Genomic DNA, 13,680 nt, shown 5'->3' with positions numbered 1-13,680 from the left:
CTCCTTTGTGGTCGTGCGTGAACCTAATCATAACAGATAACGGAATATTCGAATTTATCAGATTTCTTCTTCTTTGTTTCTTCCAATTGCCTGAAATGACGGTATTAACCGGGCATGTTTTATATTAAAGTGAACAACCGTTGCCTTTCAAAACAAGATTGCCGGCCAGCAAAAACTCAGCGCCCCTGCTGCTTGACAGCAACAAGGGCGGCTGAGTAACAAATTATCGTTCGCGATACCGCCTTTGCGGTTCAGCATCCGTCTCATCAACTTCGAGGTTGATCGCTTGGACTCAACCAGCGGCTTCTGTCGCTGCCTGCTGATGGCCGGCATTATCCCCTGTATCAAAACCAGATCAACCCCAAGCGCCATAGCCAAAAGTATCATCAATCTCTATTCCGTTTTGGTAACGTAAAGTCCCTATGTACCGTTACAGCAATTACCTTATCGCACGCCTGTTGATTAATCAAAATAAGGTATCGAAAAAGTCTACCATGTTTACAACCATCGTTCAGACCCTTTTGTCCGAAGATGATGTATCCAGCATCCTGAAGGAGCTGAAGTATGAGCTTCTATTAATCGATTCGACGACCATCACCGTGGGAAAAACGCGCTTGCCATGGGCGCTGTTTCATGGCGAATGCGCAGGAATCAAGCTGCACGTTGCATTCGAAGCGGCTACCGAGCAGCCTGTTCACGTCATCGAAACGATCGGTACGGTACACGACAGTTCGATCGGCGAAAAGCCTTCGCTGGGTTCAAGACCTTCAAAGAACCGATGGTCTATCCCAGGTGAAAAACCCTAAGAACCGGAGGGAGTCGCTTTTTCCGATCATAGCAAGGCGCTTCGGCAATCCTCACTGCTCATAGTCGCTTTTTCCGACCATAGTGAGGTGCTTCATTTTCTGATAGTGCAACGAAAAACAAGCGGTCGGCAGGTTTCCGTTTACGACGGATTAACCCGCACGGCCGCTTGTTTGCCGCTCACTTGAATGCCCGTTTCCTTCTTGCCGCTCGCTGCCAGATCCTTGAGCAGGCGCTCCAGCAACTCCTTCGCCTTCGGTCCCTCTTTGCCCTGAATCTTCACGACCAGTTGGACGGCGTTCCCGGAAGCGAGAAGTTTCTCGGCTTGCCGCTGCTTCGTTTCGTAATCATGCTCCTCGATATTCGCGGTAAGCCTGATCTCCTTAAGCTTTAGTGGTTGTTCCTTTTTCCGCGTGTCTTGCTTCTCCTTGGCTGCCTCTTGCTTTGCCGCACCTCGCGCGACTAGCTTGCAAGGCGGCGGGCTGCTATACAAGGAGGTGCATACGAGATCCACTTTGTGCTTACGGGCAAGCGCCAAAGCCTCGTCCCGCGAGACAACCCCTAAATTTTCTCCGTTAATACCCGTCAACAAAACCTCGGATGCTTTTATTTTCTCGTTCATCACGATCATTTTAGTATCCTCCATGCGCCTAGTCACGGCAACCTGTAGATGATGCAAGTTCTTTCATCCGCTCTTTGCTAAACACGTTCGAGCACCAATTCTCCAGTATCCGCGTTGTTCAGTACGATACGAGCCTCGAACGCCTCTTCATCGCCATTACCTGCGAATTTCAGCTTTGATGTTTTGCCCTTCTCGATGAGGGCTTTAACCATTGTGTCGGTTAATGTGCGATCAAAGCTTTCCTTCCAGATGACGAAACCGCAGCCTGTCTTGTAGTTACTGCAGCCGTAACCTTTGCGGCCCATGAAAATTTGGCCGCCGCAGCCCGGTCTAGGACAGCTGCCGATCGTGCCGGGTTGAGCGGCAGACTGCGGAGAAGACGCCGTATCCGCCGCCGCAGAACTTCGCGCCTTCTTCGGCGCGGATGACTCCGCTTTGCCGCCGCTGTCTCCCGCCGGCTTCCTCTTCCCTCTCGCCTCTTTAGCGGGAGGCTCCGGTCTTGCAAAAGCGTTCTTGGCAGCCGGACGCTGATGATTAACCTTCTCAATAATTTGGCAGGTAAACTTCTTCACGTTGCCCATGAACGCATCCGCCGACGCTTGTCCACGGGAAATTTCCGTTAGGCGCCGCTCCCAGTGTCCGGTCATCTCCGGTGAAGTAAGCAGTTCCACCCCTGCACCGCGAATGAGCTCGATAGCCGTTCTGCCCTTGGGCGTGATGACGATTTTCTTCCCTTGCATATCGATGTAACCGACCTGCTTCAACCGTTCGATCGTCGCCGCCCGCGTGGCTGGAGTGCCTAGCCCGGAATCCTTCATCGCGTCGCGCAGCTCCTCGTCCTCGATCTGCTTGCCCGCGCTTTCCATCGCTTTAAGCAACGTACCCTCGGTAAAATGTTTAGGAGGCTGCGTTTCCTTTGCCTTCACCTCGACGTCGCTGCAGACAACGGGTTGCTGCGGGTCGATCTCGAACGGAGCATCCGTCTCCTGCTCTTCGTCTTCGGGCGTACCCGCTCCCTCGTCTTTGCCATTGTCTTTACCGTTATCTTTGACGGCTGAGGACTTAGACGAATCGGCATAGATGACCTTCCACCCCAAAGACAGCAGCTGCTTAACGGTCGTCTTGAAGCTTTCCTTCTCCACCTCGGTCATGACGGTATGCACTTTGTACTCCGCCGCCGGGTAGAAGTGAGACAGAAATCTTTTGACGATTAAATCATACAGCTTGCGCTCATCCGGGCTTAGCCCCTGAGGTTTCTTCATCGTCGGCATGATCGCGTGGTGATCTTCCACTTTAGCAGGATTGCATATGTTCTTGTTGCTCGTGCTTACGAATTTCTTGTTCGCGTCCTTCACGAAGTCTCCGTAATCGGGGGAGCTCCGCATGGAATCCAGAATCTTATGCATCTCCGGAATGTTCTGATCATTAACATAGTTAGAATTCGTGCGCGGGTAGGAGATGACCTTATGTTTCTCGTAAAGCGCCTGCGCCGTGTCGAGCGTCTTCTTGGCGGAAAAGCTGAACTTGCCGTTCGCTTCCCGCTGCAGCAGCGTCAGATCGTACAGCTTGAACGGGTACTCCTTCGTATCCTTCACTTCATAGCTCGTTATGCTGCCCGTCTTATCCTTAACCTTGGCGGCGATGACTTCCGCTTTCTCGGGATCGGTAAGCCTTTCTCCCTGCCATATTCCTCGATAAGTGGTAGCCTGCTGAGTAAACTGCCCCGTAATATCGTAAAATTTCAACGAATCGAACGCTTCGATCTGCTTCTGGCGATCATAGATGAGCGCGAGTACCGGGGTTTGCACCCGTCCGACGGACAGCAATTCATTATGCTTCGTCGTAAAAGCCCGCGATCCGTTCATCCCGATTAGCCAGTCGGCTTCGCTTCGCGCACGGGCTGCTTGCGTTAGATTATCGTATTCGGTATTGTCCTTTAATTGGTCGAAGCCTTTGCGAATCGTCTCCGCCGTAAGGTCGGAAATCCACAGCCGCTTAACCGGCTGACGAAGATGAAGATGCCTCACGATCAGCGAGAAAATATGCTGCCCTTCCCGCCCGGCATCGCATGCGTTCACGAGCGCGTCACTCCGAGCAGCCAAGTCCTTAATGACTTCGAGCTGGTCTTTCGTGCGCGGGTTCGGCAACAGCTTAAACGTCTCCGGAATAATCGGCAGGTCGCCGAATCTCCATTTCTTGTATTTATCATCATAAAGATCAGGCTCTGCCAATCCGATGAGATGGCCGATCGCCCAGGTGATGATATAATTGTCGCCCTCCAAATAAGAGCGTTTATTCTGAGCTTTCGGCTCGATGACGGCGGCAATATTGCGGCCCATGTCCGGTTTTTCCGCGATGACCAACGTCTTCAAAAGGGCGTCGTTCCTCTCCGATAGGGATGCGATAATTGACGTAAGTAATGTACGTTCAATATTATACTACACTCCCAATTCGGATAGATACGATCACAGCTTGATTCACGTCAATATCGCGCATCGGCTGGGTAATGAGGAAGAAAATTCATGATCCCGTCCCCCTGTCCGTTCATACCTTGAATTATTGAGCAGGTAAGTGAACGGACGATGAACGGAAAATTACAAATGGGGGAGCGTTACGGTGAAAGCCGTCCCGACGCCGTGCTCGCTTCGAACTTGGATATCCCCTTGATGCAGCGAAACAATTTTATGAACGATGGCCAGTCCCAAGCCGCTGCCCGTGGAGGAACGGTTTCTTGCTTTATCCGCTTTATGAAATCGCTCGAATATAAACGGTACTTCCGCTTCCGGTATTCCGATGCCCGTATCGCGGATTTCCACGATGACTTCGTCTTTATCCAGAATCTCGATAGTTATCGTGTCACCCGGTTCGGAAAAGTTGATGCCGTTGGATATCAGGTTTAGCCACACTTCATACAGCAATTGGGAATCCGCCGTAATCGATATCTCAGGCAAGTTGAGGTCTAGGTGCAGCTGTTTATCCGTCCATTGCCACTCGAGCATTATGATGATTTGCCGGATTTGTTCATCGAGTCGGAATGTCGTTAATTGCAGCTCCTTATTTTCCTTATCCAGCGCGGCTAGCTTTAGAAGCTGTTTGCTTAAAGAGGACAGCCGGCTGCTCTCCGCTTCGATGATTGCCAAGTACTGGTCGGATTGTTCGGGAGTCACTTCTTTATGCAAAACAGCCCTTGCGAATCCTTGTATGGACGTTAAAGGCGTCTGAAATTCATGGGAGACGTTGGCGACGAATTCTTGCCTCATCTGGTCTAGCTGCCGGATCGATTGGGCCATCTGCGCGAAATGGTGGGACAAATCGCCGATTTCGTCCTTCCGGTTCCGGAAAGCCTCTAAACCGACATTGAAGTTGCCTTTGACGATTTGCAGCGTGGCTTTCTTCAGCATTTTGATCGGTCTTACGATTAATCTCGTCAACACCACGATCAGTACGAGACTCGCGATGAAGGTAACGCCAAGCAGAACGGCCACGATAATACGAATTTCTCCGATCTGCTTCTCCAAGTCAGGACGCACGAACAAGGCTATTTTACCGCTTCTTGTTTGCAGTGGCATCCCTACGGTATTTCGCATGCTATTCTCGAAAAAGGAAAAAATCTTCAGACGGGTGTTCTCTTCCCTCATCCCGTAATAGATCGATCCGTCGAGAACTGTCCTAATTTGCGCAGAGCTCAGCGCCCCATGCTTAAATGCGGCACCGTAGACATTACCCTTCATATTTTCATCGACCGCATAAATTTGAAATCCCAGTGCCGCGATTCCCCTCAAATACGCATCCAAATTGATTTCTGGATCCTGTTCATACATGGAGCGAATGCTCTGCCCCATTTCGACTATTTTCCGCTCGTTGTTCGCTTCTAACTTGTTCTCGTAATACAAACTCGTCAGCAGCAATCCCACGATTCCGCTTATGACGGCAATAACCACAAAAGTGAAGACGATGCGCACGTATAACGATCTCACTCTTCCCTCACCTCTAACTTGTACCCCAATCCACGAATCGTGGTAATGAAGAAATCAGCCCGTCTATCCGCGAACCGCTCCCGCAAACGTTTGATGTGGACGTCGACCGTTCTGCTGTCACCGCCGAAGTCTGCCCCCCAGATCAGTTGAATTAATTGCTCCCGGGTATAAATTCGGCCTGGCTGGCTCGCCAATTGCGACAAAAGCTCGAACTCCCTTAGCGGTAAAGTGATCAGCTCTTCCCCTACTCTGATCTCGTAGCTTTTCCGGTCAATGCTGACATTGCCCAATCGGATCACTTCCGATGAAACAAGCCGGTATCTTCGAAGCAGCGCTTTAATTCGGAACAGCAGCTCCTTCGGTTCGAACGGTTTGACCATATAGTCATCCGTACCGGCCAAATAGCCTTGTTCTTTATCCTCAAGCTGCCCCTTGGCGGTTAGCATCAAGACCGGAATGTCATAATGCTCGCGAATTTCACGGCAAAGCTCGAGTCCGTTCATCCCGGGCATCATCACATCGACGATAGCCAGATGCACTTGCTCGTTCTCAAGAATATCGGCAGCTTGCTGTCCATTCTCGGCTTCCAGCACCAAATAGCCCTCTTTACTCAATACGAGCCGAAGAAGCTCTCTAATCGGAGGATCGTCATCCGCAATAACGACGTGAATTCTCATGCCTGTTCTCCTGACCCAGCGGATTTCGCGAGATTTTCGCCTCATTATAACACATGGCTATGAGAGGTTTCTCATGGAGCGCCAAGATGCCCTTACAAATAAAAGAAGCTGTCCGAAGCGGATTAAAACCCGCAACGAACAACTTCTTCTCATTCTCATTATTACCAAGCCAACAACACGGCTATCAATGCCGCCGCTGCAGGGACGCCTTGAACGTAGAGGATCGACTTCTTCGCGGTCCATCCACCATAGATGGCGGCGATCCAGACGCAGATGAGGAAAAATGTCTGAATCTGATACCCGGTCGAAGCATCCGGATGAAGCAAGCCCCATATAAGCCCGGCAGCCAAAAAGCCGTTGTACAGCCCTTGATTAGCGGCAAGCGGCTTAGTCTCGCGCGCGAAGGCTTCCGTCGTTCCGAAGGTTTTCCGTACGCGGGGAGTCGTCCATAGGAACATTTCCATTATGAGAATGTAGATATGCTCCAACGCGACAAGACCCACCAATATCGCAGCTATAACCACCGGTCAACAACCTCCATAAGTAATCGCAAATATATCAACCTGAACTCAATGACACCATTATAATCTATTTTTGTTGGAGACAGTAACAGGTTTATTTGCTCTTTGGCGTCCTTCCGAAGGATTTGCCTTTTCCCTACGACCGGGAAACCACCAATTGAATCGGCCCAACAGCTTCATCGCTACCGGAACGAGCAGCATCCGGATGATCGTCGAATCAAGCGCAATGGCGATTGCCATCCCGAAGCCGAGCATCTGGATCGGGAGCACACCGGAGAAGGCGAAGCCCGAGAATACGGCAACCATCAATACCGCTGCGCCCGTAATGAGCGGACCGGTCTTTTCCATCCCTTCGGCTATGCTGTCCTCATGATTTCCAGTGCGGTCATACTCTTCTTTAATCCGGCTCACCAGGAACACCTCGTAATCGGTACTGAGGCCGAACAGAAGCGCAAGCAGCAGAACCGGAACGAAGTGGATAATGTAGCCGTTGGATTCCACGTCGAAGATTTGGGAGCCGTAACCAAGCGCGAAAACAAACACCAGAATACCGTAAGTCGCGGCCACGGAAAACAAGTTCAAAATAATCGCCTTCAAAGGAAGCAATAAACTCCGGAACGTTAGAACCAGAATAAAGAAAATCAGGACAAGCATAATTCCGAGCGCCGGCAGCAGGCTGTCGTTGATGGCTTTGGAAGTATCCATGCCTTGGATCGTTTCCCCGCCGATGCTGAAGGTGGTCCCTTCCGGCAAATCGGATGCAGGCAACACTTTATCCCGCAAGCTCTTCACAACAGCCCTGCCCGCATCGCTTGAACCGTATTGGTCCAGTTCGACTTCCAACAATCCGGTATGCCGATCGCCGCTTAAGTAACGCTTAACCATTACGTTCACATCCGCAGGCAAAGCGCTTCCTCCGGCTTGGAGAAGCCCGGAAACCGTATTACCGTCTATATTCGGGAAAAAGGAAGCGACGGAAGCGACTCCGGCGACGTGCGGTTGTTTTCCTAATTCGGCTTGCAGAGCAGCGATCTTAGCCAGCGATTCCGGTGTGCTTAGATCATTCTTTTCGTTGCGCAGCACGATACTGATCTGATTGGCCGCGCCGACACCGAACGATTTCTCCATAAGCGTAAAGCCTTGGCGAACGGACGTATCCGCGGGAAGCGTCCGTATATCCGGCGAATCCAGCTTCATGTCGAGCGCCGGAACAGCGAATGTCGCCAAAACGCACAAGGTGAGGACGAGAAACAATACCGGACGGCGCATAATCCCTTTCGTCCATCTTTTCCATCCGCTGACTTTCCCGCTTTGACGTGGGCGCAAGAACGGAAGGCTGCCCTTGTTGATGCGAACTCCGAGAATAACTAGCACGGCCGGCAACAGGGTCAAGCTGGCCAATCCAGCAACCAATACGACGACGACCCCGCCGAAAGCGATCGCTTTAATAGCAGACATCGGGACGATAAAAAGCGCCGAAAGCGCGGCAATGACCGTAATCGCCGAGAAAAAGACGGTGTGTCCAGCTGTTTCCATTGTTTTTACGAGAGCGTCTTGTTTGGTATTGCCCTTAACTTCCAGCTCCGCCTTAAACCGACTGACGATGAAAAGCGAATAGTCTATTCCGACGCCCAGTCCCAGCATCATCGCCGAGTTGGTTACGAACACCGAGAGCTCCGTCTGCAAGGCGACCAAGTAAACAATGCCCATCGCGACCAGCACGGAAGCGATCGTAACGATTAATGGCGTTAAAGTGGCTACGATCGAACGGAACACAAGGAGCAGGATGATAATGATAAGCGGAAAAACGATCATCTCCGCCTTAGCCAAGCCTTCTTGGCTTTGGACGCTGCTCTCGCCCCAGAAGGCTACCCCGCCTACTAGATACGCTTCCGCTCCGAGGCTTTTTGCCTGCTCAACCACGCGGGTCTGGTAATCCGGCACCTTATTGATGACGAAATCGGCTTTCATGTTCATATCCACGAAGGCGATGCTGAGGTTAGGATCTTTGCCGACAAGTCCCGAACCAATACCTTGCGAAGCATCCAGTATGCTGAACACTCCCGTGACGCCCTCTTCCGTTTTCAACCGGTCGATGATCTGTTTCAGCTTGTCGTTATACTCCGGCGAGCCCACCGTATGCTTGGGATCCCGGATGACAAGGGTCATCGCGCTCGCCGAACGCCCCTCGAACTCCGATGCGAGCAGCTTGCCCGCGGTCAGCGATTGCGAACCGGGTACGTCCCAGCCTCCACCGCTGAGCAGAGGGGTAAGCTTGCCGAAGGCGTAACCTCCGAACAATGCGAATACGATCCAAACCGTAACGACTAACCATCTTAACTTATAAAGCGCCTTTCCCCAACTGCGTAATAAAGCGTGCATTCCTCTCCACCGGCCTTCTCCGTTTAATTTCTTATGCGCTTTTTACTTGTATATGCGACTCGTTGTTTGACCATTCAAACAATACGCGATAAAAAGAAAGAGCCGAATTTACAATTCTCTCTTCTTGATCAATTGCTCGTAATAAGCACCGAGCATTTCCGCCAGCATTCCGTATGCATCATCATATCTAAAGGTCGGATCCGCGACTTTCTGCAATCCGAGCCCCTCGATGATCGCGTATAGGACCGATGCGAACGTATCCGATTGCTCCGGTGGTAATCCGGTTATCGATTGCAACGAACTGCTAATATGCTTGCGCTTCGTATCCAGCATTTCCTTCAGAGTTTCTCTGGCCGCATCATTGCGCAATCCGATGGCGAACAGCTCGTAGCGAAGCCGGAACCATTCCGGTTCTTCCAGCGCCTTGCTCTTGGGAATCTCCAATAATCCAGATATGCTCTCTATATTCAAGGGCTTGCCATCGACCACGATCAAGCCGTCGAAGGATTTGCAATATTTCTCCGTTTCCCGGCGGAACACCTCTGCGAACAGTAAATCTTTGCTCGGAAAATAATAATTGATCAAACCCTGCGCCACGCCGGCCGTATTTGCTATTTCCTTAGTTGATGCCTTATCGTAGCCCTTCTCCGATAAAACGTCATAAGCGGCCGCTATTATTCTGTCTCTTTTGTCTGCGTCAGTCATCGGCACACACCCTGCATCCTATTGGATTGGATTTTTATTGAAATTGAATGAACGTTCAAACAGATAATAGCATAACCTTAATACGTAAGCAAGACGCTACCACTCTACGCGCCTTCCACGTCAGAATTAATCGATTCTTTCGAGTAATTCTTCCCCGCAGCACCTTACCACGCAAGAATTAATCGATTTTTCCGAACAATTCTTCCCGCAGCACCCTATCAAGCACGAATTAACCGATTCTTTCGAGTAATTCTTCCCCGCAGCACCTTACCACGCAAGAATTAATCGATTTTTTCGAACAATTCTTCCCGCAGCACCCTGCCACACACGAATTAATCGATTTTTTCGAGCAATTCTTCCCAGCGGCACCCTACCACGCACGAATTAACCGATTCTTTCGAGTAATTCTTCCCAGCGGCACCTTGCCATGCCCGAATTAATCGATTTTATCGTTTAACATCCCCTTACCGTGATGAAGTTCGGCTTTGCAGACGCCTCCTAGAACTTAGTTATAGCTATTAATAAGGGCCGGCCCACAAGTCTATCGACTTGTTAGCCAGCCCTTGCCAACTTTTACTTTGCGACAGCTATTCGCATGCCCGCCTCTTCGCACGCCAAGCGTAACTCATCCTCCGGCATGCGATCGGTTACAAGCCGTTGGACTCCCGAAAGGGGAGTGAATGAAACGAGCACTTTAGTACCGAACTTAGAATGATCGAGCAAAATATTCGCTTCCGACGTGAGCCGGATTGCGACTCGCTTAATCTCTGCCTCGTACATGTTGGAATTGCTGAAGCCGTGCTCGACATTCAAACCGGACGCCCCTAGAAAGACGCGGTCGAATGCCATTCCCATAAGACTTTGAACCGCTACCGGGCCGGCCAAGGAATTCGTCGCTTCATAGAGCATCCCGCCCGTCATGATGGTCGGAATTTGTTTGGTCGATAATTCCGCAGCTACATTCAGCGCATTCGTCATAACCGTGATTTTCATTCCGGGAGGCAAGTACCTAGCCAATTGGAATGTCGTGGTTCCTCCATCGATGAAAATGGACTCCCCCGGTTGAACAAGCGCCGCAGCCGCGCGTCCGATCAGCTGCTTTTCCTCCGTTAATAGGCTGGAACGCTCCTGAAGGGCATACTGAAGGGCATCGTATACTCCGACGAAAATAGCCCCTCCGAAAGTCCGTTTAATGGAACCGGCCTCTTCAAGCTTTTCTAGATCGCGTCGGATTGTCATATCCGTCACCTGAAACAATTGCTTAAGCGCGGGGATTTTCACCTCCCCCTCCATAGCAATCCGTTCCAGAATTTTCTGTTGTCTCTCGTTTAATCCGCTATAGGTCCCATAGTACATGTGACTGCGGCCTCCTGCCCAATACTCAATACCTTCTATTCTACCTATGGATCGCCGTTATTTCAAACGGTAATAGAGCTCATTCCACCGCAGTTCATTTTCCAGCGTGTGCATAGAAGTATTTTTATTAATAATGACGCACTCGATACCCGCCATCTTAGCCCAGTCGGACATTTGCTCGGCCGTAACCGCGAACGAGAAACCGAAATGGTGCGCCCCTCCCGACGTGATCCAAGCTTCTGCCGCCCCCGCAAGCGAAGGCTGCGGTTTCCAGAGCACGCGAGCCACCGGCAAATGAGGCATTTCCTTCACGTTCTTCACCGCTTCCACCTCGTTCACGATCAAGCGGAAACGATCGCCCAAGTCCACAACCGTCGCGTTGATGGCTGAACCGCTAGCCCCATTAAATACAAGACGGGCAGGGTCCGCTTTGCCTCCGACGAACAACGGATGAACTTCGATTTTCGGTTTGCTTGCCGCAAGCGTCGGGCAAATTTCCAGCATGTGAGAGCCAAGCACCAACTCGTTGCCCTGTTCTAGATGATACGTATAGTCTTCCATGAAAGAGGTGCCTTGGTTATCCGCCATAATCTTCATGATTCTAACCAAAGCGGCTGTTTTCCAATCGCCCTCCGCGCCGAAGCCGTAACCTGCGGCCATTAGCCGTTGCGCGGCAAGTCCCGGCAGCTGCTTCAAACCATGCAGATCTTGAAAGCTGGTGACAAAAGCGCTATATCCGCCCTCTTGCAGAAATCCTTTCAAGCCGAGCTCGATGCGGGCTTGTTCGCGAATTGCCTCTTTCTCGCTGCCTTCGAGACGACCATTCGTCGTAAAATCATAGAGCTCGGTATATTCGTCCATGAGCTCGTTTACTTGACCGTCCGTTACGCCTTGTACCCGTTCTGCCAAATCGCCGGCGGGATAGCCGTTAACAGACCATCCGAACTGGATTTGCCCTTCTACCTTATCGCCTTCCGTAACCGCAACGAATCGCATGTTGTCACCGAAACGGGCGACTCTCATCGTCTGGCTTTCCGTGTATCCCGCAGCAGTCCGCATCCATGAACCGATTCTCGTGCGCACGCCGTCATTTTTCCAGTGGCCTGCAATGATTTTCCTGGCGATTCCGAGTCGCGCGCCGATAAACCCGAACTCACGGTCGCCGTGGGCAGCTTGGTTCAAATTCATAAAATCCATGTCGATGCTGTCCCACGGAATCTCCGAATTGTATTGGGTATGCAGATGAAGCAGAGGTTTGGTTAGTTGCTTAAGGCCGGAAATCCACATTTTGGCCGGGGAAAAGGTATGCATCCACGCGATAATGCCCGCGCATTCGTCATCGCTATTCGCCTCGAGACATACTCTGCGGATCGCATCCGGAGTCGTAACCACAGCTTTGAAAATAATCCGGTACGGAATCGCGGCATCACTGTCCAAGCCGGCTGCGATTTCCTTCGTATTCTGTGCCACCTGCTGAAGGACATCATCACCATACAAGCCCTGACTTCCCGCTACAAACCAAAAAACATAAGGTTTCGTTTTCAACATAACCTTCATCCTCCTCAAAATAGCTGATCTATGATTATTGCGGCTTACATATGAGTTCTAATTCGTAATGAATAGCTTCGCCGGGCTCCATAATCCGGAGAGTTCCGTTCTTGCGTTCTTCCGCTCTGCCTTTAGTCCAGCAGTTGGAAGGCTCCAATCCGAGCACATGGACGCCCGCTCCGGGCATTCTCCATTGCACAAGACGGGGCAATGTCTCCGCATTCCAACCCAGCTCGACTGTAAGGCCTTTAGCAGCTTGGTCTGGAGCAGCCGTCGGAAACGACGGGCTGTGAATTCGTGCATATGCGCGATCCTTTTGCCGCTTCAACTGATGATAAAAAACTTGCTCCTTGAATAGAGGGTCCGGGGACTGCCATTCTCTGATCCGGCTCATGTCCATACTCGAGTCGCTCGGATTCGAGATGGCGTCCGGCAGTTCCACTTGGGTATCTTCGGCCAGAAGCGGAAAACCGAAATTGAAATGATAGAGCATCATGTGCGGGCACGGCTGAAACCCGGCGTTCTCGACCGTATCGCGAATGGTCAGCCGATTGTCGCCCAGTCGGCTCGTCAGCGTTCTCGTCAACCGAAGATGTTCTCCGAAAATCGAGGTTTCCTCCACAACGCCGCTAACCCGCATTTCGTACTCATCGCCGACCCACTCAGCAGTCGCGGATACATGACGCGCAGGCGTATGGTGAATCCGGCCGTGAAGGCCGTGAGCGGTTCCACCGTCTTCGCATGGCGAGCCGGCTTGCGTTAAACCGCATGTCATGAGCAAACCGCCGGAAGCCGTTCTTAGCCAATTCAATCCCTCAGCATCGTAATAAGCAGCATGTGGATCCCCATTCCCGGACGACCAGCTAAGCGGCACGCCTTGCCATTCCGCCAAGGAAATATCCATCCCCTTAGTCGGGGACACTGAGTAAGATAACCCTGCGCCGGTACGAATCCTGATCATCTCGACGCCGGACTCCGGCCCTTCATTCATCGTGTACCGTTCGATACCACCGAGCTGTTCAATCCTTCCGACCCGCGCCTCCAAATCCCGGCGTTTCCATTCCTTACCGTACAGCTTCATGAGTTAC

General features: G+C 51.4%; 11 protein-coding genes. 1 reads left to right on the top strand and 10 read right to left on the bottom strand.

Annotated features, from left to right (window positions below):
* Nucleotides 1–494 precede the first annotated feature (494 nt).
* Nucleotides 495–806 carry a transposase gene (locus K7P76_RS01240; protein ID WP_232182254.1) on the top strand — a complete coding sequence of 104 codons (312 nt, stop codon included), beginning with the start codon at nucleotides 495–497 and terminating at the stop codon, nucleotides 804–806.
* A gap of 140 nt (nucleotides 807–946) precedes the next feature.
* Here the strand turns inward: K7P76_RS01240 and infC are convergent, their stop codons facing one another.
* The 10 genes from infC to K7P76_RS01190 all read right to left on the bottom strand — a co-directional run bounded on the left by infC (nucleotide 947) and on the right by K7P76_RS01190 (nucleotide 13,673).
* A complete protein-coding gene (gene infC, locus K7P76_RS01235; protein WP_232182253.1) occupies nucleotides 947–1,435 on the bottom strand; it encodes a translation initiation factor IF-3 in 489 nt (162 codons plus the stop codon).
* Nucleotides 1,436–1,503: 68 nt separating this feature from the next.
* Nucleotides 1,504–3,798 (bottom strand): type IA DNA topoisomerase, encoded by a 2,295-nt coding sequence (locus tag K7P76_RS01230; protein WP_232182252.1) that lies wholly within the window; start codon nucleotides 3,796–3,798, stop codon nucleotides 1,504–1,506.
* A gap of 222 nt (nucleotides 3,799–4,020) precedes the next feature.
* Nucleotides 4,021–5,403, bottom strand: coding sequence for a sensor histidine kinase (locus tag K7P76_RS01225; RefSeq protein ID WP_232182251.1), 1,383 nt, complete (start codon nucleotides 5,401–5,403; stop codon nucleotides 4,021–4,023).
* A complete protein-coding gene (locus tag K7P76_RS01220) occupies nucleotides 5,400–6,080 on the bottom strand; it encodes a response regulator transcription factor (RefSeq protein WP_232182250.1) in 681 nt (226 codons plus the stop codon). The genes K7P76_RS01225 and K7P76_RS01220 overlap by 4 nt, the downstream gene beginning before the upstream one ends.
* Nucleotides 6,081–6,241: 161 nt before the next feature.
* The gene (locus tag K7P76_RS01215; protein WP_309244714.1) at nucleotides 6,242–6,604 is read right to left on the bottom strand and encodes a DUF1304 domain-containing protein; all 363 of its coding nucleotides are present in this window, start codon (nucleotides 6,602–6,604) and stop codon (nucleotides 6,242–6,244) included.
* Nucleotides 6,605–6,661: 57 nt separating this feature from the next.
* Complete coding sequence (locus K7P76_RS01210; protein WP_232182249.1) at nucleotides 6,662–8,983, bottom strand: MMPL family transporter; 2,322 nt, start codon at nucleotides 8,981–8,983, stop codon at nucleotides 6,662–6,664.
* A gap of 108 nt (nucleotides 8,984–9,091) precedes the next feature.
* Nucleotides 9,092–9,688 (bottom strand): TetR/AcrR family transcriptional regulator, encoded by a 597-nt coding sequence (locus K7P76_RS01205; RefSeq protein WP_232182248.1) that lies wholly within the window; start codon nucleotides 9,686–9,688, stop codon nucleotides 9,092–9,094.
* A 573-nt stretch (nucleotides 9,689–10,261) separates the two neighbouring features.
* On the bottom strand, nucleotides 10,262–11,044 hold the full coding sequence (locus tag K7P76_RS01200; RefSeq protein ID WP_232182247.1) for a DeoR/GlpR family DNA-binding transcription regulator: 783 nt from the start codon (nucleotides 11,042–11,044) through the stop codon (nucleotides 10,262–10,264).
* Nucleotides 11,045–11,101: 57 nt separating this feature from the next.
* A complete protein-coding gene (gene araA, locus K7P76_RS01195) occupies nucleotides 11,102–12,592 on the bottom strand; it encodes an L-arabinose isomerase (protein WP_232182246.1) in 1,491 nt (496 codons plus the stop codon).
* Between the two features lie 34 nt (nucleotides 12,593–12,626).
* Entirely contained in the window at nucleotides 12,627–13,673 is a 1,047-nt protein-coding gene (locus K7P76_RS01190; protein ID WP_232182245.1) for an aldose 1-epimerase family protein, read from the bottom strand.
* Nucleotides 13,674–13,680: the final 7 nt, after the last annotated feature.

The sequence above is a fragment of the Cohnella silvisoli genome, from assembly GCF_021190915.1.
Lineage (GTDB): Bacteria > Bacillota > Bacilli > Paenibacillales > Paenibacillaceae > Cohnella > Cohnella silvisoli.
This window is presented reverse-complemented; position numbering and strand designations above follow the sequence as displayed.

Coding starts and splice junctions, on each gene's coding strand:
- infC (WP_232182253.1), bottom strand. CDS start 1,435: ATGATCGTGATGAACGAGAAAATAAAAGCATCCGAGGTTTTGTTGACG.
- K7P76_RS01240 (WP_232182254.1), top strand. CDS start 495: ATGTTTACAACCATCGTTCAGACCCTTTTGTCCGAAGATGATGTATCC.
- K7P76_RS01205 (WP_232182248.1), bottom strand. CDS start 9,688: ATGACTGACGCAGACAAAAGAGACAGAATAATAGCGGCCGCTTATGAC.
- K7P76_RS01190 (WP_232182245.1), bottom strand. CDS start 13,673: ATGAAGCTGTACGGTAAGGAATGGAAACGCCGGGATTTGGAGGCGCGG.
- araA (WP_232182246.1), bottom strand. CDS start 12,592: ATGTTGAAAACGAAACCTTATGTTTTTTGGTTTGTAGCGGGAAGTCAG.
- K7P76_RS01210 (WP_232182249.1), bottom strand. CDS start 8,983: ATGCACGCTTTATTACGCAGTTGGGGAAAGGCGCTTTATAAGTTAAGA.
- K7P76_RS01200 (WP_232182247.1), bottom strand. CDS start 11,044: ATGTACTATGGGACCTATAGCGGATTAAACGAGAGACAACAGAAAATT.
- K7P76_RS01220 (WP_232182250.1), bottom strand. CDS start 6,080: ATGAGAATTCACGTCGTTATTGCGGATGACGATCCTCCGATTAGAGAG.